The sequence below is a fragment of the Caballeronia sp. HLA56 genome (assembly GCF_054655155.1).
Window position 1 is genome coordinate 51,703 of record NZ_BAAHOB010000005.1, and the last position, 20,571, is coordinate 72,273.

Genomic DNA, 20,571 nt, shown 5'->3' on the forward strand with positions numbered 1-20,571 from the left:
ACCCGGTTACTCCTTAATCATTGTTAGAGCGATGGCGGCGTGTAGAGCGCGGCGATGCCTTCGCACGCTTCCTCGTCGATCCAGCGGTGGCGCAGCAGGCAATCGAGGGTGGCAAGCGTGGCATCGACGGTGAATTCGCCTTCCTCGATCCAGCGCGCGACATCCTCGATGCGCGCCAGGCGATGTTCGCCGACTTCGCCGTCCTGATTTTGCGGCGTGAAGCCGTTCGGAAGCTCGATGTCGTAGACGAAAAGCTGCTCGGCCTGCGTGCCTTCGGGAATCATCTGCAGCACGTGGAGCGTGCCGCCGGGCGTGGCCGTCGACGCGAGTTCGGCCGGCATGCCCGCTTCTTCCCAGCATTCCTTCACGAGCGTCGGCTCGATATCCATACCCCAGCCGATGCCGCCCGCGACCACGTTGTCGAGCCTGCCGGGATCGACGGACTTGGTATCGCTGCGGCGCGCGATCCACAACCGCGGCGCGCCATCGCGATATTTTACGATGCCGTTCAGATGCACTGCGTAAGTCATCGTGCCGAAGAAGCGCGAGGCCGCGCGTTCGATGAACGCGAGCGGCGCTGCTTGGAAGTCGTTGCGAATCGCGTAGGTTTCGTTGCGCCAGCCGGGAATCTTGCCCTGCTGAGCGAGCGTGTCGATGACATCGTGAAGCGCGGCCGTGCGCGCATCGACGTCGTTCAGCGATGGATGCAGCCGCACCGCGGTTGCATCGACTACGAAGATGTTCGGCCAGCGCGTGAGCGATGCGACATCGAAAGCTCGGATCCAGCCGACGCGCTCCTCGCCGATCAGAAAAGGCACATGCAGGGTGGCGTCGAAATGGCGGGCAGCGGCGATCGAAGGCAGGGACATGAAGGCTCCGGCAGGCTCGGCGGCCCGTGAAAGGCCGAAAATTGTAGCGCGGCCAATTGAATCGAAGGCTGGGCTTTCGCGCTCGCGGCTTGAGCGTTGGTGAGCGCTCGAAAGCGCTGGTGAGCGTTCGACGAGCGTTCGTGGCGCTGGTTAGCGTTCGTGAGCGTTCGAAAGCGGCCCGCCTCAATCCTTCAACGCGACGCGAATCCCGAGCGCGATGAACGTCACGCCAGCCACACGATCCAGCCACAAGCCCACGCGCGGACGGCGCTTGAGCCACGAACCGATCATGCCCGCGCCGATGCCGAAGAGCGCGAACACCACGACCGTTTGCAGCATGAACGCGCCGCCAAGTTCAAACATCTGCAGCATCACGCTTTGCGCGCCGTGCGGATCGACGAATTGCGGCAGAAACACGATAAAGAACAACGTGACCTTCGGATTGAGCATGTTGCCGATCACGCTCTGCCGGAACACGGTCGAAAGCGGTTGGCTCGCGCGTTCATGCGCGGTCGCGATGCCACGGCTGCGCAAAGCCTTGATTCCGATCCACACGAGATAAGCGGCGCCCGCGAGCTTCACGGCCTCGAACGCCATCGGCGAAGAGCGCAAGAGCGCCGCAATGCCGAGCGCCGCGAGCGTCGTGTGAAAGATCACGCCGCAGGCAAAGCCGAGCGCCGCCACGACGCCCGCAAGCCGTCCTTGCGAGATGCCGCGCGCAAGCACTTGCAGATTGTCCGGCCCCGGCGCGACGGTAATCGCAACCGATGCGGCAAGAAAGAGGAGGAAATTCGGCATCTCAATGCCCCGCGAATTCACAAACGGTGTAAAGCGGCACGCCGCTTTCACGCAGCAGTTTCGAGCCGCCCAAATCCGGCAAGTCGATGATTGCCGCCGCTTCCACCACTTCCGCACCGAGCCGGTCCAGCAGAATCTTGCCTGCCATCATGGTGCCGCCGGTCGCGACCAGATCGTCGACGAGCACGATGCGATCGCCCGGTTTGCACGCGTCTTCGTGAATCTCGACGGTCGCGCTGCCATATTCGAGCTCGTAGGACTGTGAGAGCGTCTTGTACGGGAGCTTGCCTTTCTTGCGGATCGGCACGAAACCCAGGCTCAGTTCGTACGCGAGAATCGGCCCGATGATGAAACCGCGCGCATCGAGACCGGCGATCGAATCGAGTTTTGCATCGATATAACGCTGCACGAACAGGTCGATCAACGTGCGCAGCGCGCGCCGGTCCTGCAAGACGGGCGTGATGTCGCGAAACTGCACGCCGGCCTGCGGCCAGTTTTCGACGGTGCGCACGCGCTCCTTGATGAAACGCGCGGCGTCCGGCGTGACGTTCGTAGGGGTAAAGGACATGACTTCTCCAAGTCCGCGCTGTGAGGCCGCGCCCGCCTTGACGATGAAGAGAAAAAGTTACGCTGCCCGGCGGTTGCGCGAAAGCCGCTCTTCGGCTTGCGCGAGCCCTTCGGGCATGCCGCGCAAGACGACGATGTCGTTCGCGCGCAGCTTGGTGTCGGGGGCAGGTTCGACGCCCCGGATGCCGTGGCGCCGGATCGCGGTGACCTCGACACCGTTGCCGACGAGCCCCAGATCGTCGAGCGAATGCCCGACCGCGTCCGATTTCTCGTCGATCGGTACGGATTGTAGCCGTACCTGCTCGTGGCCATCGTCGTCGTCATCGTCATCGGCGCCGTGGAAGTAGCCGCGCAGCATGCTGTAGCGCGCGTCGCGCATTTCCTCGACGCGCCGCACGACGCGGCGCATCGGCACGCCCATCAGCACGAGCGTGTGCGACGCCAGCATCAGGCTGCCTTCGACGATCTCCGGAATCACTTCCGTCGCGCCCGCTGCGGTGAGCTTTTCGAGATCGGCGTCATCGACGGTACGCACGATCACCGGCAAGGTGGGCGCGAGTTCGTGGATGTTGTGGAGCACGCGCATCGCGGATGGCGTATTCGCGTAGGTGATAGCGACCGTCGCCGCGCGATGCAGGCCCGCCGCGAGCAGCGATTCGCGGCGCCCGGCATCGCCGAACACGACCGATTCGCCGGCCGCCGCCGCTGCCGCCACGCGATCCGGGTCGAGGTCGAGCGCCACGTAGGAAATGCCTTCCTGCTCCAGCATGCGCGCGAGATTCTGCCCGGCGCGGCCGTATCCGCAAATGATCACGTGACCGCTTTGCTTGAGACTTTGCGTCGCGATCTTCGTCATTTGCAGCGATTGCAGCATCCATTCCGTCGACGACAGCCGCAGCACGATCCGGTCGGCGTTCTGGATGATGAACGGCGCGGCGAGCATGGACAGCAGCATCGCGGAAAGAATGGCCTGCAGGATGGTCGGATCGACGAGATGCGAATCCAGAATCAGATTCAGCAGCACGAAGCCGAATTCGCCCGCCTGCGCGAGCCCGAGACCCGTGCGCATGGCGACGCCCGGCGTCGCGCCGAACAGGCGCGAGAGCCCGGTGATCATCACGGCCTTGAGCAGAATCGGCAGGATCAGAAAGCCGAGCACGAGAAACGGATGCTCCCAGATCACGCGCGGGTTCAGGAGCATGCCGGTCGTCACGAAGAAAAGCCCGAGCAGCACGTCGCGAAACGGCTTGATGTCCTCTTCCACCTGATGCCGGTAAGGTGTCTCAGCGATCAACATGCCCGCGATGAACGCGCCGAGCGCAAGCGACAGCCCAAACTTGTCGGTGATGAACGCGGCGCCGAGCGTCACCAGCAACAGGTTCAGCATGAAGAGCTCTTGCGAGCGCCGGCGCGCGACCAGATCGAACCAGCGCGTCATGAACTTCTGGCCGATGAACAGCAGCACCGTCAACGCGACCACGATCTTGATCGCCGCGATGCCGAGCCACATCGCGAGTTGCGACGAATTGCCGTTGCCGAACGCCGCGATGATGATGAGCAGCGGCACCACCGCCAGATCCTGGAACAGCAGCACGCCGAAGATGTTGCGACCGTGCTCCGATTCGAGTTCGAGCCGTTCCGCGAGCAGCTTGCTGACGATCGCGGTCGAGGACATCGACAACGCGCCGCCGAGCGCGAAGCTCGCCTGCCAGGACATCGGAATCCAGAAGTTGGCGATCCAGCCGAACAGCAGCGCAAGCACGATGGTCGCCCCGACCTGGCTCGCGCCGAGTCCGAACACGATGCGCCGCATCGAGCGCAGCTTCGACAGCGAGAATTCGAGTCCGATGGAAAACATCAGGAACACCACGCCGAATTCGGCGAGATGCTGGGCGCGGTCGCTATCCGGCGCGATGCCGGCCGCATGCGGACCCACGATGATGCCAACGGTCAGATAACCGAGCATCGGCGGCAAATTGAAAAAGCGAAATACGACGACGCCTGCCACTGAGCAGAGCAGCAACAACAGCGTCATTTCGAGCGGAGAAATCATCCGTCCAGCGTCCTCGTTCGTCGGCGTTCCGGCACGCGCGAAGGCCGCGCGACGGTGTCGTGGAAAGGCCCCTGACGCCGGGGCCTGCGGGGGCGGATAGGCGGCGGCGCGTCACGCCCTTGAGCGGCGCGGCGAAGAAACGCCTTTGCTATACTCCGCGCATGATAGCGAAAATCAATGGCGACCGGGCACTGGGACTCGCTCGCGACGTGATCCAGATCGAAGCCGACGCCGTTCGCGGGCTTTCAGAACTTCTCGACGAAAACTTCACGAACGCAGTCGAAACGCTGCTTGCCTGCCGCGGGCGCGTGGTCGTGTCCGGCATCGGCAAGTCGGGACACGTGGCGCGCAAGTTCGCCGCCACGCTCGCAAGCACGGGCACGCCGGCGTTCTTCGTGCATCCGGCCGAGGCGAGCCACGGCGACCTGGGCATGGTCACGGCCGACGACATCTTCATCGCGTTGTCCAACTCGGGCGAAACCGAGGAACTCGTCGCTATTTTGCCGCTCATCAAGCGTCTTGGCGCAAAACTCATCGCCATTACGGGACGGCCCGAATCCAGCCTCGCGCAACTTGCGGACATGCATCTGAACGTGCGCGTCGAAAAGGAAGCGTGTCCCATGAATCTCGCGCCCACGGCCAGCACCACGGCCGCGCTTGCCATGGGCGATGCCCTCGCCGTCGCCGTGCTCGATGCGCGCGGCTTCGGTCCCGAGGATTTCGCGCGTTCGCATCCGGGCGGCGCGCTCGGCCGGCGCCTCCTGACTTATGTGCGCGACGTAATGCGCGTGGGCGACGAAGTGCCGGTCGTCTCGCTCGACGCCACGGTATCGGACGCGCTCTTTCAGATCACAGCCAAGCGCATGGGCATGACGGCGGTCATCAACGGCGATCGTCACGTGGAAGGCATCTTCACGGACGGCGACCTGCGTCGCATCCTGCAGCGCGACGGCGATTTCCGCGCGCTGAAACTCGCCGATGTCATGACGCGTAATCCGCGCACGATCGGTCCGGACCATCTTGCCGTCGAAGCCGTGGAACTGATGGAGCGCTTTCGTATCAATCAGATGCTGGTCGTGGACGCCGACGCGACACTGATCGGCGCGCTGAACATGCACGACCTCTTTTCCAAGAAGGTGATCTGATGGCGCAAACGCCTTCTTCCGCCGCTTCTGACGCATCCGCCGCGTCCGCTACCGACCGCGCGAGCCGCGTGAAGCTCATGATTTTCGATGTCGACGGAGTCTTCACCGACGGCAGCCTCTTCTTCACCGCCGAAGGCGACGCGATGAAATCGTTCAACTCGCTCGACGGCCACGGCGTGAAGATGCTTCAGTCGGTCGGGGTACAGACGGCGATCATCACGGGCCGCAAGTCGGGCATCGTCGCGGCGCGCGCGAAGGAACTGGGCGTCACGCATCTTTATCAGGGCGTCGCGGACAAGACCGTTGCCCTCGCCGGGTTGCTCGCCGCGACCAAAATAGCCGCCGACGAAGCCGGCTACATGGGCGACGACTGGCCCGACCTCGCCGTGATGCGCCGCTGCGGTTTCGCGGCCGCGCCGGCGAACGCGCATCCGGAAGTGATCCAACGCGTGCATTTCGTGGCCGAAGCGCGTGGCGGTCAAGGCGCGGTGCGCGAAGTCTGCGACGTCATCTTGCGCGCGCAGAACCGCTACGACGCGCTGCTAGCCGCGGCGCTCGGAGAATAAGCCAATGCCTCGTCCCGGCCGTTTCTCCTCCTTGCTGCCGCTCGTCGCCATGGCGGCGCTCGCGGGCATCACCTATTGGCTTCTGCAGAGCACGCTGCCGTCCGGTGCGCCCGCGCCCGAGCAGCCAAAGCGTCATACCGCCGATTACTTCGCCGAGAATTTTTCCGTCTCCGAACTCGATACCTCGGGCACGACGCAGTATCGCCTCACGGCCAAGTCCATGGTGCATTACGAAGACGACGAAAACAGCGACCTGACGCTGCCCGCCATGCGCATGTTCCAGCCGCAAAAGCCCACCGTCACGGCGACGGCGCAGCGCGGCACGGTGAACGGCGACGTGTCCATCGTCGATCTGTACGACAACGCCCGCATCCTGCGCGCAGCCGGTTTCGGCGATCCGCAGATGCAAGCGGATTCGCAGCATTTTCGCGTGCTGGTGAACGACGATGTCATCCTGACGGAAAAACCGGTTAGACTTCAGCGCGGCCCGTCCGTGATGACGGCCAACGGCATGAACTACAACAACGTGACCCGGGAAATGAAGCTCTTTGGTAACGTGCGCGGCGCGATAGCCGCGTCGGACATCAATGGCGGCTCGTCAAAGTAACCTAGTTATCCCGGCAAATCCTTCCGAATTTTGTGACTGCATGAACCAAAGCTTCCCTCGTCCCGATGGCGGCCACACGCGCGCAATGTTCGCGCGCCGCACCGCGCACGCCGTGCGGGCTGGGCTCGCGGCCGCCCTGGTCTCGCTGACTTCGCTCACCGCGATGCTGGCGCTGCCAACTCCGGCGCACGCCGAAAAGGCCGACCGCGACAAGCCGCTCAACATCGAAGCGGACAACATGTCCTACGACGACCTGAACCAGAAGAACGTGTTCACCGGTCACGTCGTTGCGACCAAAGGCACGATCGTCATCAAGGCGGATCGCGTCGATGTCACGCAAGATCCACAGGGCTATCAGTACGCGACCGGCACCTCGACCGGCAACAATCTCTCGTACTTCCGTCAAAAGCGCGATGGTCTCGACGAGTACATCGACGGCAACGCGGTTCGTATCGACTACGACGGCAAGAACGACTTCACCAAACTCACGACGCGCGCCACCGTGCGCCGCCTGCAAGGCCTGACCAAGGTGCAGGACGAAGTGCACGGCAGCGTCATCACCTACGACGGTCAGAAAGACTTCTACACGGCAACCGCTGGCAAGGACGTGGCCTCACCAGGCAATCCGACCGGCCGCGTGCGCGCCATGCTCGCGCCGCGCAGCGGCAACGCGGCGTCGCTGGATGGCCCGCCCGCCACGCTTGCACCGTCGAACACTCTAAAGGGAACGCCGCAGCAGTGAACTCGCCAGCCATGCCCCACCGTAAGCCGGAAGGCCAGTCGAGCTCGCTGGTCGTGCGTAATCTGAAGAAGCGTTACGGCTCGCGCACCGTGGTGAAAGACGTGTCGCTAGATGTGAAGAGCGGCGAAGTCGTCGGTCTGCTTGGGCCGAACGGCGCAGGCAAGACTACGTCGTTTTATATGATCGTCGGCCTCGTGCCGCTCGACGCAGGCGAAATCGTGCTCGACGATACCTCGATCAGCCTTCTGCCCATTCACCAGCGCGCGCATCTCGGTTTGTCGTATCTTCCGCAGGAAGCCTCGGTGTTTCGCAAGCTCACCGTCGAGCAGAACATTCGCGCGGTGCTCGAACTGCAGACGGACGAAACGGGCAAACGCCTGTCCAAAGACGCCATTACACAGCGCGCCGAAGCCCTGCTCGATGAACTGCAGATTGCGCATCTGCGTGAGAATCCGGCGTTGTCGCTGTCGGGCGGCGAACGCCGACGCGTTGAAATAGCGCGCGCGCTTGCAACCAACCCGAGCTTCATCCTGCTCGACGAGCCGTTCGCGGGCGTCGATCCTATCGCGGTGCTGGAAATCCAGAAGATCGTGAAGTTTTTGAAGCAGCGCAACATCGGCGTGCTGATCACGGACCACAACGTGCGCGAGACGCTCGGCATTTGCGACCACGCGTACATCATCAGCGATGGCAGCGTGCTGGCAGCGGGTGCGCCGAGCGAGATCATCGAGAATGAAAACGTGCGGCGCGTTTATCTGGGTGAGCATTTCCGCATGTAACGCATAGGACGAAAGGCGCGTGTACCGCGCCGCATCAAGTCGCAAGTGCAATTTTTACGTGCCGCCCACCGAGGCGGCACACGCTTTTTTGGATTCGCCGCGAGGTTTCGCGCGCGTGGCAAACTCTCTACAATGAATAAAAATTTGCCATGAAAGCCAGCCTCCAACTCCGACTATCGCAGCATCTTGCGCTGACCCCACAACTGCAGCAGTCCATCCGGCTGCTGCAGTTGTCGACGCTCGAATTGCAGCAGGAAGTGGCAATGGCCATCGCGCAAAATCCGCTGCTCGAGAACGAGGACGACTGGATTGCAAGCCCGCTGCGCGTCGCGGCAGACGGCTCGCTGATCTCGTCTCCCGCTTCGAACAATTCGGCGCCCGAACCCATGATGAGCAACGGCTCGTCATCGAGCACGTCGAGTTCCGATCGCTCGGAGAACGGCGAGCCGCAAGGTGTCGACGAATACAACGGCATGGGCTCCGACAACGGCGCGGATTCGAGTTCGTGGAACCTCGAAGACTATGGCCGTTCGAACAATGCCTCCGACGACGACGATCTCCCGCCGCTGCAAATCCACGAATCGACCACGACGCTGCGTGACCATCTGACCGCGCAGTTGCGCATGACGTCGGCGAACCAGCGCGATCGCGCGCTGATTACGTTCCTAATCGAGTCATTGGACGAAGACGGTTATCTCACGGCCACGCTCGAAGAAGTCCAGGCCGATCTGCCCGACGAACTTGAAGTCGATGTCGACGAACTCAGCGCGGCACTCGCCTTGCTGCAGAGTTTCGATCCGCCCGGTGTGGGCGGCCGCTCGGCATCCGAGTGTTTGAAGCTGCAATTGCTGCGACTGGATGGTTCGCCCACGCGCACGCTTGCGCTGGACATCGTCAACAATCATCTGGAATTGCTTGCCGCGCGAGATTTCACGCGTCTGCGCAAGCATCTGAAGGCGAGCGACGATTCGCTGCGGGACGCGCATTTGCTGATCAAGTCATTGGAGCCTTTTCCAGGAGCTGCCTATGGCAAGAGCGAAGCCGATTACGTCGTACCGGACATTCTCGTGCGCAAGATGTCTGGCGGGTGGACCGCCGAGTTGAATCCGGAGATTGTGCCGAAGCTGCGTATCAACCACTTGTACGCGAACATTTTGCGCAACAACCGTGGTGATCCGGGCAGCGGTTCGTTGCGGCAACAACTTCAGGAAGCGCGCTGGCTCATCAAGAATATTCAGCAGAGATTCGAGACGATTCTTCGCGTCGCGCAGGCCATTGTCGAGCGTCAGAAGAACTTCTTCGCTCATGGCGAAATCGCCATGCGGCCCTTGGTTTTGAGGGAAATTGCTGATACGCTGGGTTTACACGAGTCGACGGTTTCACGCGTGACGACCGGAAAGTACATGCTCACCCCATTCGGGACGCTTGAATTTAAGTACTTCTTCGGATCGCATGTTTCGACTGACACTGGAGGCGCGGCATCGTCCACGGCGATCCGGGCCCTCATCAAGCAACTGATAGGAGCGGAAGACCCCAAAACTCCTCTTTCAGACAGCCGCATCGCCGAACTGCTGGCGGAACAAGGCTTCGTGGTTGCGCGGCGCACTGTCGCCAAGTATCGCGAGGCACTGAGAATTCCCGCAGTGAATCTGCGCAAGTCTCTTTGACCCGTCTCTATAGTCTGTCGCATGTCGCGACGGACGTTTACCGGCCGCAGCGCAAATGCGCGGACGAGCCGGTCGGTGCGCCTTTCCTCACGCGCTCGTAGCTCATGCGCTCTGGAGTCGCATCGCCGACCGGTATCGGACGAGCCTTGGCCTGGCGGCCATCAGCTTGGAGAGCAACTATGAACTTGAAGATCAGTGGACACCACCTCGAATTGACGCCTGCGTTGCGCGAGTACGTGATCACGAAACTGGACAGGGTGCTGCGTCACTTCGATCAAGTGATCGACGGCAGCGTTGTCCTCTCGGTCGACAATCATAGGGAAAAGGACAAGCGGCAAAAGTGTGAAATCAACTTGCACGTGAAGGGCAAGGACATTTTCATCGAGAGTTGTGACGTTGATATGTACGCGGCCATCGATCTAATGGTGGACAAGCTGGATCGTCAGGTCATCAAGCACAAGGACAAGATCCAGGGCCACGCTCACGAGGCCATCAAGTACCGCGCCGAAGCGCAAGAACTGGAAGCGCCGTCGCCCTGAATGCGGCGCGTCGCGTGATCCGAGGTCGTTTGCACGTGCCCGCCGCCAGCCGGTGGGCGGGTTTGGAGGAAATCCTCCAACCTTGGCCGAACAGTCATCGAGAGCACAGACCAGAGCAAAGCCGCCCGCCTTGGCGGCTTTTTTGTTGGGAATCGGTGACGAGTCAGTACAAGCCATTGATTTCCCGGGTTTTGTACTGCACATTGAGTTGCAATAGGGCAATGGCGCGCCGCACCATCACGCATTACCCTGTTCTATAATGGCCCGGTTGTTACAGGGGTTAACCAAACAGATACGCTGCAGGAAGCCCAAGCGCATTTTCCGTCCGATCGTCGCCGTGAGCGCTTACAGTAGCCACGATGAGGAGCTATCAGGCCACGCATCAGCCTGCCAACATGAATCGTTTAGCTAAATTTCTTCCCATCGAGAACGTGGTTCTCGGACTGGCCGTTACCAGCAAGAAGCGTGTATTCGAGCAGGCGGGTCTGATTTTCGAGAACCAGAACGGCATCGCCCGCAGCATCGTCACCGACAATCTCTTCGCTCGTGAGCGTCTCGGCTCGACTGGCCTCGGCGAAGGCGTCGCCATTCCACATGGCCGCATCAAGGGGCTGAAGCAACCGCTCGCCGCCTTCGTGCGCCTGGCGGAGCCTGTCGCGTTCGAATCGCCCGACGGGCAGCCGGTTTCGCTCCTGATCTTCCTGCTCGTGCCCGAGCAGGCGACCCAGCAGCATCTTGAAATTCTCTCGGAGATCGCGCAATTACTCTCCGACAGCGAAGCGCGCGAGCGTTTGCACAAGGAAGAAAATCGCGAGGCCCTGTATCAGGTCCTCACGCAGTGGCAGCCATAAGCGGCGCGCTCGCATTGCCGAGAGCCGCATTTGCAGCAGGTCAGCCGCCCTTTCCAGGCTTTTTGGGGCGTCTCGCTTATGCGGTGCTTCTGCGGCACAATCGTTTCAAACGCGGTCTGAACGCGGGTCAAACGCAGTGAAATGCAGCACCATGCGGCTGATTGAAGCAATTCGCTTCGGCGCGCGTTGGCTGCTCCCGGCTTCCAACGGAGTTCCGGCCTCATGGATACGTCCAGCATCAACGCCCAAAGCATTTTCGACGACAACGCCGCCACTTTGAAGCTCAGTTGGCTGACTGGGCACGAAGGCTGGGAACGCGGGTTTTCGAGTGAAACCGTTGCCAACGCGACCTCCAGCGCGGACTTGGTCGGCCACCTGAATCTGATTCACCCCAACCGTATCCAGGTGCTCGGCGACGCCGAGATCAACTACTACCAGCGCCAGTCCGACGAAGACCGTTCGCGCCACATGGCCGAACTGATCGCACTGGAACCGCCGTTTCTCGTGGTGGCCGGCGAAGTCGGCGCGCCGCCGGAACTCGTGCTGCGCTGTACGCGATCGTCCACACCGCTTTTCACGACGCGCATGTCCGCGGCCGCGGTCATCGACAGTCTGCGCGCTTACATGTCACGCATTCTCGCGCCACGCGCCACGCTGCATGGCGTGTTCATCGACATTCTGGGCATGGGAGTGCTTCTGACCGGCGACTCCGGCCTCGGCAAAAGCGAACTCGGGCTGGAGTTGATCAGCCGTGGCCACGGTCTGGTGGCCGATGACGCCGTGGATTTCGTGCGCCTTGGTCCTGATTTCGTCGAAGGGCGCTGCCCGCCCCTGCTGCAAAATCTGCTCGAAGTGCGCGGTCTCGGTCTGCTGGACATCAAGACGATTTTCGGCGAGACCGCCGTGCGCCGCAAAATGAAACTCAAGCTGATCGTGCAACTGGTTCGTCGGCCGGATGGCGAGTTTCAACGGCTTCCGCTGGAAAGTCAGACCGTGGATGTCCTCGGTCTGCCGATCAGCAAAGTGACGATTCAAGTCGCCGCGGGCCGAAACCTTGCTGTGCTGGTAGAAGCGGCGGTACGCAATACGATCCTGCAATTGCGCGGCATCGACACGTTGCGGGACTTCATGGACCGTCAGCGGCTCGCCATGCAGGACCCGGATAGCCAGTTCCCCGGCAAACTGATCTAATTTCCCGCCCGAGTTCACGCTCGAAGCGCGAAAAAACGGACCCGAAGCCAGTGCTAAGATAAGGCAATTGAAGCGAAGCCCATGCGTATCATCCTGATCACCGGCATCTCCGGCTCTGGCAAATCGGTTGCGCTGAACGCTCTCGCGGACGGCGGCTACTACTGCGTCGACAATCTGCCGCCGCGCTTCTTGCCCGAACTGGCCGATTACCTGTCGAGCGAAGGACAGCAGCGTCTCGCCGTCGCCATCGACGCGCGTTCGAGCCATTCCCTGGACGATGTCCCCGGCATCATCCACACACTGTCTAGCAAGTACGACCTGCGCGTGTTGTTCCTCAACGCAAGCACGCAGTCGCTCATTCAGCGCTTCTCCGAGACGCGTCGCCGTCACCCGCTTTCCGGTTCACCCATGCACGAGGCCGATGTCGGTGTGCTCAACTCGCTCGCGGAAGCCATCGAGCGGGAACGCGAACTCGTGGCCGACCTGGCCGAGTACGGCCATCAGATCGACACCAGCAATCTGCGCGCGAACGTCCTGCGCGCGTGGGTCAAGCGCTTCGTCGAAACCGATGCCGCCGACCTCACCCTCATGTTCGAATCGTTTGGCTTCAAGCGCGGCGTGCCGCTCGACGCCGATCTTGTTTTCGACGTGCGCACGCTGCCGAATCCGTATTACGACCGCGAGTTGCGCCCGTTCACGGGCCTCGATCAGCCGATCATCGACTATCTTTCGGCGCAGCCCATGGTCGGCGAGATGATCGACGACATCGGCGAATTCGTCGGCAAATGGCTGCCGCGCTTTCGCGACGATAACCGCAGCTATCTCACGGTTGCGATCGGCTGCACAGGCGGGCAACATCGCTCGGTGTACATCGCACAGGCGCTGGCCGCGCGCTTTCGCGGCGACGCCAATGTGATCGTGCGGCATCGTGACGCGCCCATCCCCGTGGATGACAGCGCAATCCACACGCGAACCTGATCGCCGCGTCGGCGGTCGCAAACTGGAGGCGCGCAATGTCCTCGAACCCCGTTCTAGCCGACTTGCCGCTGTTTCCGCTTCACACCGTCCTCTTTCCCGGCGGCCTGCTGCCGCTCAAGATTTTCGAGGCGCGCTATCTCGACATGGCGCGTTCGTGTTTGCGCGAGAAGTCGCCGTTCGGCGTGTGCCTGTTAAAGAGCGGTCATGAGATCGCGTCGCCGGGAGATCCGTCGGTGCCGGAAAGCATCGGCTGTCTTGCCGAAATCACGGAATGCGATGTCGATACCTTCGGCCTCCTGCTCGTGCAGGCGCGCGGAACGGAACGCTTTCGGCTCGTGACGCATCGCGTCGACCCGAGCAATCTGCTGGTTGGAACGGCGGAAGTGCTGGGCGAGGATCAGCCGCTGCATGGCGCCGAAACGCTCGCCAAGTTCGGCGCGTGCGCGGAGGTGCTGGAGCGCATCATCGAGACCATCAAAACGCGCGAGCCGCAGAACCTTCCGTTCGTCGAGCCCTATCTCTTCGACGACCCCACCTGGGTGTCGAACCGTCTTGCCGAAATCCTGCCGATTCCCATGCGCGCGCGCCAGAAGCTCATGGAACTGATGGATGCCGGCGCGCGTATCGACGTCGTGCATCACTACATGCAGCATCATCAACTGCTTTAGCGCTTTAGATGAGCGAGCCGGTGAGTCCGTCGAGCAGCTTGCGAACGGGCGCGGGAACGCCGAACGCATCGAGCCGGGAAAGCGGCGCCCAAACGGTTTGCGCGTCGTTCAGTTCGCGCGGCGTGCCACGGGTTTCGCCGAGACGCGGCTCGATTTCCAGTTTGAAATGCGTGAACGTATGCGAAAGCGGCGCAAGCCGCTGCAACTGCGCGTCGCCGCCAAAACTGTGCGCCACGGCCGCGAGCGCGGCTTCGTCGGCGGCTTCGGGCAAGCTCCAGAGACCGCCCCAGATTCCCGTCGGCGGACGCTTTTCGAGCAGGATCGAATCGCCGTCTTTCAGCACCAGCATCCACGTCTTGCGCGTCGGCACCGCTTTCTTCGGACGCGCCGCCGGCAACTCGCGCTGACGTCCTTCCACGTTCGCCACACAATCCGGCGCGAACGGACAGCGCGCGCAATCGGGCTTGCCGCGCACGCACAGCGTCGCGCCGAGGTCCATCAGGCCTTGCGTGTAGGCGGTGACTTCATCCTTGTTGGCGGCATCGGGCAAGAGCGATTCCGCGAGCGTCCACATTGCGTTCTCCACACGCTTTTCGCCCGGAAAACCTTCGACGCCGAACACGCGCGCAAGCACACGCTTCACGTTGCCATCGAGGATCGTCGCGCGTGCGGCGAACGCGAACGATGCAATCGCCGCCGCCGTCGATCGGCCGATGCCCGGCAATTCCGCGAGCGCTTCGACTGTCCGCGGAAACGCGCCGCCGTGTTCGAACGCCACGACCTGCGCGCAGCGATGCAGATTGCGCGCGCGCGAGTAATAGCCGAGCCCGGCCCAGAGCGCCATCACGTCGTCGATCGGGGCGTCCGCGAGCGCAGTCACGGTCGGGAAACGTTCGAGAAAACGCGCGTAGTACGGAATGACCGTGCTGACCTGCGTCTGCTGCAGCATGATCTCCGAGAGCCAGATGCGGTAAGCATCGCGCGTGTTCTGCCACGGCAGGTCGTGACGGCCGTGAATGCGTTGCCACGCGATCAGGCGCGCGGAAAAGTCTGTAAGAGCGAGCATTGAGTTCAACGTTGGCAGCGCGGGCAGAAGTACGTCGAGCGTTGCCCCTGGACGATTTGCTTGATGGCGGTGCCGCAAACATGGCAGGGCAATCCGGCGCGATCATAGACGAAATAGTCGAGCTGGAAGTAGCCCGATTCGCCATTGCTGCCGACAAAGTCGCGCAGCGTGCTGCCGCCCTTTTCGATCGCCGCCGCGAGCGTCACGCGCACGGCATCGGCGAGCAGATCGTAGCGCACGAGCGAGATGCGCCCGGCGGCAGTCGTCGGACGAATGCCCGCGCGAAACAAGCTCTCCGACGCGTAGATATTGCCCACGCCCACGACGATTCCACCCGCAAGCAGCGCCTGCTTCACCGATACTTTGCGCCCGCGCGTCGCGCGAAACAGCAGCGCGCCTGAGAATTCCGGCGAGAACGGTTCGACGCCGAGACTCGCGAGCAAGGGATGAGCGAGCACGTCGCCATCGGCGCGTGCGTGCCACAGAATCGCGCCGAAGCGACGCGGATCGCGAAAGCGCAGGATGAAGTCATCGAACACGATATCGACGTGATCGTGCTTGGCGGCATCCGGTGGGCGCGGCACGTTACGCAAGACGCGCAGCGTGCCTGTCATGCCGAGATGCACGATGAGCCAGCCTTCGGCCGTCTCGAAAAGCAGATATTTGCCGCGCCTTTCGACCTTCTCTATTTTCAGGCGCGCGAGCGTCTTTGCGAGATGCGCCGGAATGGGCCAGCGCAGCGCGGGCGTACGCACATCGACATGCTCGACGCGCCTTCCGGCGACATAAGGTTCGATTCCGCGACGGGTGACTTCTACTTCCGGCAGTTCTGGCATATTTCCTGGAGAGCGTCTTGCTGGGACGAGTGTGCCGGTATTTTAGCCACCGCGTTACAATCGACCGAAACATCGTCTGGATTTCCATGAACCCGTTCGAAATCAAACTGAATACGTTGCGTCAGGCCGGCCTCATCCGATCGCGTGCACGGTCAAGGGCGCGGTTCACGCGCATGGCCGGCGCGATTGCAGTTGCATTGTCCGCGATCGCTTTCACGCCCGCGCACGCTCAGGTACCGAACGCGACACCCGTGCCGAGCACCGACGATCAGGCCGCGGCGCAAAACGCGTCTGATCTTCTGACCGCGCCTGTCAATAACGCGGAGTCGCAGGATTTGCCGAACGTGGCGGCATCCAGCCAGATCGTCTTTCAGGTGTTGGCGGCGGAAGTCGCCTTGCAGCGTGGCCAGGCCGCGCCCGCCTACCAGACTTACCTCTCGCTCGCGCGCGACACGCATGATCCGCGCTTCGCTCAGCGCGCCACGGAAATCGCCATTGCCGCACAGAGCCCCACCGACGCAATGACCTCCGCGCAGCTTTGGCAGCAATTTGCGCCGCATTCCGAGCGCGCCGCGCAGTTGAGCGCTTCGTTGTTGATCGTGTCCGGCAAGCCCGACGACGCGAAGCCCACGCTGCAAAACGAACTCGCCAAGGTTCCGGCCGAGCAACGCGGCGAAGCCATTCTTTCGTTGCAGACGCTGCTTGCACGCGGACCGAATCGCGTAGGCGGCCTGAATGTCCTGAAGGATCTCTCCGCGAACGACTTGGATCTGCCCGAAACGCAACTCGCGCTTGCCCGTCAGCAGTTGCTCGCGGACGACCAGCCGGGCGCGAAGGCATCGCTGGAAAAGGCGTTGAAGCTGCGCCCGGATTACTTGCCCGCGGCGCTCACGCTCGCGCGCATGGGCCCGGAAGAGCGCAAGGAAGGCATCGCTTCGTTCGAGAAGTATCTCGACAAGAATCCGAAGTCGCATGACGCGCGGCTCGCGCTGGCGCAGTTGTATCTGTCGTCGGACCGGCTCGACGACGCGCAGAAGCAGTTCGAGATCATGCGCAAGAACGACTCGAAAGATCTGACGCCGCTCATGGCGCTCGCGCTCATCGACATTCAGAAGAAGCAGTTCGACAAGGCGCAGGACCTGCTCAAGCAGTACGCGCAGGCTGCGGAGGCGTCGCCCAACGGCGATCCGGGACAGGCTTACATCTACCTCGCACAACTGTCGCTCGAACAGAAGGACGAGGCGCAAGCAAGCCAGTGGCTCGACAAGATTCCGCGCACGAGCCAGCAATATTTGCCCGCGCAGATCACGCGCGCGCAACTGCTCGCGAAGCAAGGCAAGGTGGATGAAGCGCGATCGCTTCTCAATGGCCTGCAAAGTTCCGATCCGCGCGACCTCGCATTGCTCGCGCGCACCGACTCGGCGATTCTTTTCGAGGCGCATCGCTACGACGAAGCGGAAGCGAATCTCGCGAAGGCCGTGGCCGCGTTCCCGGACGATCCGGATCTCGCCTACGACTACGCCATGGCCGCCGAAAAGAACGGTCACTACGACGTAATGGAAACGCAGTTGCGCAAGCTCATGCGCGTGGACCCGAGCAATCCGCAGGCATATAACGCACTCGGCTACTCGCTCGTGGATCGCAACCAGCGTGTCGACGAAGCGGTGAAGCTGATCGAGAAGGCGGTGTCGCTCGCGCCGAACGACGCCTTCATCATGGACAGCCTCGGCTGGGCGCGCTTTCGCCAGGGCAACGCGGCCGAAGCCGAAAAAATTCTCTCGGACGCCTACAAGATTCAGCCGAACGCGGAGATCGGCGCGCATCTCGGCGAGGTGCAGTGGAAGTCCGGGGAGCAGGATCAGGCGCGCGCCACGTGGCGTCAGGCGCAGAAGCTCGAACCCGACAACGACACGCTCGTCAAAACGCTCAAACGACTTCAGGTAAACGATCTTTGATGGCTTTCGATTTCATTGCCGGCGCGTCGCGCGGTTTCATGCGCAAAGGCGCGCTCGGTTTTACGGCCGCGACCGTGTTGATGCTTGCCGGTTGCGCATTGCAGCCGCGTTTGCCGACCACATCGGATAAGACGACTTCGCTCACCACGCAGACGAGCCGCGCGTATCACGGACGCTTCGCCGTGCAGTACAACGACCAGAACGGCACGACGCGCAACGCCTACGGCAACTTCGACTGGCAGGAAACCGGCGACACCGTGACGCTCCAGTTGCGCAACCCGCTCGGCCAGACCATGGCGATCGTCACTTCGTCGCCGTCGCTCGCGACGCTCGAACTGCCGAACCGGCCGCCAGTGAACGCCGAGAACGTGTCGGAGCTGATGCAGAACACGCTTGGCTTCGCGCTGCCGGTCGAGGGCTTGCGCTACTGGCTGCAGCCGTCCGCGGCGCCAACCTCGCGCGCGCAGACCACGCTCGACCCCGAAGCCAACAACGGCCGCCCCAAAGAGATCAGACAGGACGGCTGGACCATCGACTATCTCGCCTATGCCGACGCGCCCGCGACGGGCGTCAAGCGCGTGAACCTGGTCCGCTCGGAACCGCCGCTCGATATCAAGCTGGTGCTCGATCAATAACGCCTTCGCATCAGAAATGTCATCGACTCACGACTCGCTTCGCAACTGCCTCGCGCCCGCGAAGCTGAACCTCTTTCTGCACATCACGGGCCGTCGTCCGGATGGCTATCACTCGCTGCAGACTGTCTTCCAGTTGCTCGACTGGGGCGACATGCTGCACTTCAAACGACGCGATGACGGCATCGTTACGCGCAAGACGCTCGTGCCGGGCGTACCCGAAGCGGACGATCTGGTCGTGCGCGCGGCGCGCCTGCTGCAGAAGCACACCGGCAGTCGCTTTGGCGTCGAGATCGAGATCGACAAACATCTGCCGATGGGCGCGGGGCTTGGTGGAGGAAGTTCCGACGCGGCAACGACTCTTTTAGCGTTGAAACGTCTCTGGGGTGTTGATCTTTCGCGTGAGATTCTGCAGAATCTCGCCCTGCAACTCGGCGCGGACGTGCCGTTTTTTGTCTTCGGGCAAAATGCTTTTGCAGAAGGTGTTGGCGAAGCGCTGCAGGCAGTCGTTCTGCCCAAGCGTTTTTTTCTGGTAGTTACTCCTTCAGTTCACGTCCCGACGGCGGCGATTTTTTCGGAAAAGGCCTTGACAAGGGATACGAAGGTCGCCACAATGACGGACTTTCTTGCAGCGCAAAAGTCAGACACTAACTGGCCAGACAGCTTCGGTCGAAATGACATGCAGGCTGTAGTCGCAAGAAAGTACGCGGAAGTTGCACAGGTGCTCGAGTGGTTTTCCAATCTCGCACCCGCGCGAATGACCGGATCTGGAGCAAGCGTGTTCGCCGCTTTCCCGAGCCGAGCCGAAGCAGAGATGGCGCAAGCCAAACTCCCGGCAAGCTGGAAGAGCGTGGTGACAAGCAGTCTGGAACGTCATCCTCTCTTTGCTTTCGCGTCATAGGTTTCGTTTTGCCGGGTATGTCCTACACTTCCCGGCGAGACTCAAAGTTGTGTAGGGGAGTCGCCAAGTTGGTCAAGGCACCGGATTTTGATTCCGGCATGCGAGGGTTCGAGTCCTTCCTCCCCTGCCATTCCTTTTCTCGCGTTTTTCCTCTCGCCTCCAGCCGCAGACAGGTGCACGATGAGCAGTGACGGCCTGATGGTATTTACTGGCAACGCAAATCCCGCGCTTGCACAGGAAGTCGTCAAGATCCTTGGAATTCCTCTCGGCAAAGCGATGGTCAGCCGTTTCTCCGACGGCGAAATCATGGTCGAGATTCAGGAAAACGTTCGAGGTAAAGACGTATTCGTTCTGCAGTCCACCTGCGCACCGACGAACGACACCCTGATGGAACTCATGATCATGGTCGATGCGCTCAAGCGCGCATCAGCAGGCCGGATCACCGCAGCCATCCCCTACTTCGGCTATGCGCGTCAGGACCGCCGTCCGCGTTCCGCGCGAGTGGCCATCTCGGCGAAGGTCGTCGCGAACATGCTGGAAATTGCCGGCGTCGATCGCGTGATCACCATGGACCTTCACGCCGACCAGATTCAAGGTTTCTTCGACATCCCCGTCGACAACATTTACGCCACGCCCGTTTTGCTCGGCGATCTGCGTAAGCAAAATCACGATCATCTGCTGGTTGTATCGCCGGACGTCGGCGGCGTGGTGCGCGCACGTGCACTCGCCAAGCAGTTGAATACGGATCTCGCGATCATCGACAAACGTCGTCCGAAAGCGAATGTCGCCGAAGTGATGAACGTGATCGGCGAAGTGGAAGGCCGTACATGCGTCATCATGGACGACATGGTCGACACCGCCGGCACGCTCTGCAAGGCAGCGCAAGTGCTGAAAGATCGCGGCGCGACTCAGGTTTTCGCTTATGCCACGCATCCGGTGTTGTCGGGTGGCGCAGCGGAGCGTATCGCGGCGTCGCAACTGGACGAACTCGTGGTGACGGACACCATTCCGTTGTCGGCGGAGTCGCTCGCGTGCCCGAAGATTCGTCCGCTGTCGAGCGCGGGTCTGCTCGCCGAGACGTTCTCCCGAATCCGGCGCGGCGACTCGGTCATGTCGCTTTTCGCGGAAGGTTGAGCAAGAATTAGCAAGGAACGCGGAGCA

The 20,571-nt window shown here is 61.9% G+C and carries 21 protein-coding genes and 1 tRNA gene; 16 read left to right on the plus strand and 6 right to left on the minus strand.

The window, feature by feature from the left end:
* Nucleotides 1–23: 23 nt before the first annotated feature.
* The 4 genes from ACYQ47_RS19640 to ACYQ47_RS19655 all read right to left on the minus strand — a co-directional run bounded on the left by ACYQ47_RS19640 (nucleotide 24) and on the right by ACYQ47_RS19655 (nucleotide 4,287).
* Complete coding sequence (locus ACYQ47_RS19640; protein ID WP_459906540.1) at nucleotides 24–869, minus strand: NUDIX hydrolase; 846 nt, start codon at nucleotides 867–869, stop codon at nucleotides 24–26.
* Nucleotides 870–1,052: 183 nt separating this feature from the next.
* A complete protein-coding gene (locus ACYQ47_RS19645; RefSeq protein ID WP_459906541.1) occupies nucleotides 1,053–1,667 on the minus strand; it encodes a LysE family translocator in 615 nt (204 codons plus the stop codon).
* 1 nt (nucleotide 1,668) lies between these two features.
* Entirely contained in the window at nucleotides 1,669–2,235 is a 567-nt protein-coding gene (locus tag ACYQ47_RS19650; RefSeq protein ID WP_244826929.1) for an adenine phosphoribosyltransferase, read from the minus strand.
* 57 nt (nucleotides 2,236–2,292) lie between these two features.
* Nucleotides 2,293–4,287 (minus strand): monovalent cation:proton antiporter family protein, encoded by a 1,995-nt coding sequence (locus ACYQ47_RS19655; RefSeq protein ID WP_250462867.1) that lies wholly within the window; start codon nucleotides 4,285–4,287, stop codon nucleotides 2,293–2,295.
* Nucleotides 4,288–4,448: 161 nt separating this feature from the next.
* Here ACYQ47_RS19655 and kdsD point away from each other — a divergent pair, with 161 nt between their 5' ends.
* From kdsD to ACYQ47_RS19710, 11 genes are all read left to right on the plus strand, one after another.
* On the plus strand, nucleotides 4,449–5,432 hold the full coding sequence (gene kdsD / locus ACYQ47_RS19660) for an arabinose 5-phosphate isomerase KdsD (protein ID WP_244826927.1): 984 nt from the start codon (nucleotides 4,449–4,451) through the stop codon (nucleotides 5,430–5,432).
* Nucleotides 5,432–5,998 (plus strand): KdsC family phosphatase, encoded by a 567-nt coding sequence (locus ACYQ47_RS19665; RefSeq protein WP_459906542.1) that lies wholly within the window; start codon nucleotides 5,432–5,434, stop codon nucleotides 5,996–5,998. The genes kdsD and ACYQ47_RS19665 overlap by 1 nt, the downstream gene beginning before the upstream one ends.
* A 4-nt stretch (nucleotides 5,999–6,002) precedes the next feature.
* A complete protein-coding gene (lptC, locus tag ACYQ47_RS19670; protein ID WP_459906543.1) occupies nucleotides 6,003–6,605 on the plus strand; it encodes an LPS export ABC transporter periplasmic protein LptC in 603 nt (200 codons plus the stop codon).
* A gap of 40 nt (nucleotides 6,606–6,645) precedes the next feature.
* Nucleotides 6,646–7,347 (plus strand): lipopolysaccharide transport periplasmic protein LptA, encoded by a 702-nt coding sequence (gene lptA / locus ACYQ47_RS19675; RefSeq protein ID WP_309841269.1) that lies wholly within the window; start codon nucleotides 6,646–6,648, stop codon nucleotides 7,345–7,347.
* Between the two features lie 11 nt (nucleotides 7,348–7,358).
* Nucleotides 7,359–8,126: an LPS export ABC transporter ATP-binding protein gene (lptB, locus tag ACYQ47_RS19680; RefSeq protein ID WP_244826923.1), complete on the plus strand. Its 768-nt coding sequence runs from the start codon at nucleotides 7,359–7,361 to the stop codon at nucleotides 8,124–8,126.
* Nucleotides 8,127–8,275: 149 nt separating this feature from the next.
* On the plus strand, nucleotides 8,276–9,793 hold the full coding sequence (locus ACYQ47_RS19685) for an RNA polymerase factor sigma-54 (RefSeq protein WP_244826922.1): 1,518 nt from the start codon (nucleotides 8,276–8,278) through the stop codon (nucleotides 9,791–9,793).
* A gap of 179 nt (nucleotides 9,794–9,972) precedes the next feature.
* Nucleotides 9,973–10,332 carry a ribosome hibernation-promoting factor, HPF/YfiA family gene (gene hpf, locus ACYQ47_RS19690; protein WP_244826921.1) on the plus strand — a complete coding sequence of 120 codons (360 nt, stop codon included), beginning with the start codon at nucleotides 9,973–9,975 and terminating at the stop codon, nucleotides 10,330–10,332.
* Nucleotides 10,333–10,727: 395 nt separating this feature from the next.
* Nucleotides 10,728–11,183 (plus strand): PTS IIA-like nitrogen regulatory protein PtsN, encoded by a 456-nt coding sequence (gene ptsN, locus ACYQ47_RS19695; protein WP_244826919.1) that lies wholly within the window; start codon nucleotides 10,728–10,730, stop codon nucleotides 11,181–11,183.
* Nucleotides 11,184–11,405: 222 nt separating this feature from the next.
* Nucleotides 11,406–12,374 (plus strand): HPr(Ser) kinase/phosphatase, encoded by a 969-nt coding sequence (hprK, locus tag ACYQ47_RS19700; protein ID WP_061172712.1) that lies wholly within the window; start codon nucleotides 11,406–11,408, stop codon nucleotides 12,372–12,374.
* An 81-nt stretch (nucleotides 12,375–12,455) separates the two neighbouring features.
* Nucleotides 12,456–13,352 carry an RNase adapter RapZ gene (gene rapZ, locus ACYQ47_RS19705; RefSeq protein ID WP_250462862.1) on the plus strand — a complete coding sequence of 299 codons (897 nt, stop codon included), beginning with the start codon at nucleotides 12,456–12,458 and terminating at the stop codon, nucleotides 13,350–13,352.
* 35 nt (nucleotides 13,353–13,387) lie between these two features.
* A complete protein-coding gene (locus ACYQ47_RS19710; RefSeq protein WP_244826917.1) occupies nucleotides 13,388–14,020 on the plus strand; it encodes an LON peptidase substrate-binding domain-containing protein in 633 nt (210 codons plus the stop codon).
* 4 nt (nucleotides 14,021–14,024) lie between these two features.
* On the opposite strand, the gene mutY is transcribed toward ACYQ47_RS19710, so the two are convergent.
* Nucleotides 14,025–15,086 (minus strand): A/G-specific adenine glycosylase, encoded by a 1,062-nt coding sequence (gene mutY / locus ACYQ47_RS19715; RefSeq protein ID WP_459906544.1) that lies wholly within the window; start codon nucleotides 15,084–15,086, stop codon nucleotides 14,025–14,027.
* A gap of 5 nt (nucleotides 15,087–15,091) precedes the next feature.
* Nucleotides 15,092–15,922: a bifunctional DNA-formamidopyrimidine glycosylase/DNA-(apurinic or apyrimidinic site) lyase gene (gene mutM, locus ACYQ47_RS19720; RefSeq protein WP_250491739.1), complete on the minus strand. Its 831-nt coding sequence runs from the start codon at nucleotides 15,920–15,922 to the stop codon at nucleotides 15,092–15,094.
* An 86-nt stretch (nucleotides 15,923–16,008) separates the two neighbouring features.
* Between mutM and ACYQ47_RS19725 the strand changes: the two genes are divergently transcribed.
* From ACYQ47_RS19725 to ACYQ47_RS19745, 5 genes are all read left to right on the plus strand, one after another.
* Complete coding sequence (locus tag ACYQ47_RS19725) at nucleotides 16,009–17,877, plus strand: tetratricopeptide repeat protein (protein ID WP_310394780.1); 1,869 nt, start codon at nucleotides 16,009–16,011, stop codon at nucleotides 17,875–17,877.
* The gene (gene lolB / locus ACYQ47_RS19730; protein ID WP_250462854.1) at nucleotides 17,877–18,512 is read left to right on the plus strand and encodes a lipoprotein insertase outer membrane protein LolB; all 636 of its coding nucleotides are present in this window, start codon (nucleotides 17,877–17,879) and stop codon (nucleotides 18,510–18,512) included. Before ACYQ47_RS19725 ends, lolB begins: the two co-directional genes overlap by 1 nt.
* A 16-nt stretch (nucleotides 18,513–18,528) precedes the next feature.
* On the plus strand, nucleotides 18,529–19,410 hold the full coding sequence (gene ispE, locus ACYQ47_RS19735; protein ID WP_459906545.1) for a 4-(cytidine 5'-diphospho)-2-C-methyl-D-erythritol kinase: 882 nt from the start codon (nucleotides 18,529–18,531) through the stop codon (nucleotides 19,408–19,410).
* A 53-nt stretch (nucleotides 19,411–19,463) separates the two neighbouring features.
* A tRNA-Gln gene (locus ACYQ47_RS19740) sits at nucleotides 19,464–19,540 on the plus strand.
* Nucleotides 19,541–19,590: 50 nt separating this feature from the next.
* The gene (locus ACYQ47_RS19745; protein WP_244826911.1) at nucleotides 19,591–20,544 is read left to right on the plus strand and encodes a ribose-phosphate pyrophosphokinase; all 954 of its coding nucleotides are present in this window, start codon (nucleotides 19,591–19,593) and stop codon (nucleotides 20,542–20,544) included.
* Nucleotides 20,545–20,571: the final 27 nt, after the last annotated feature.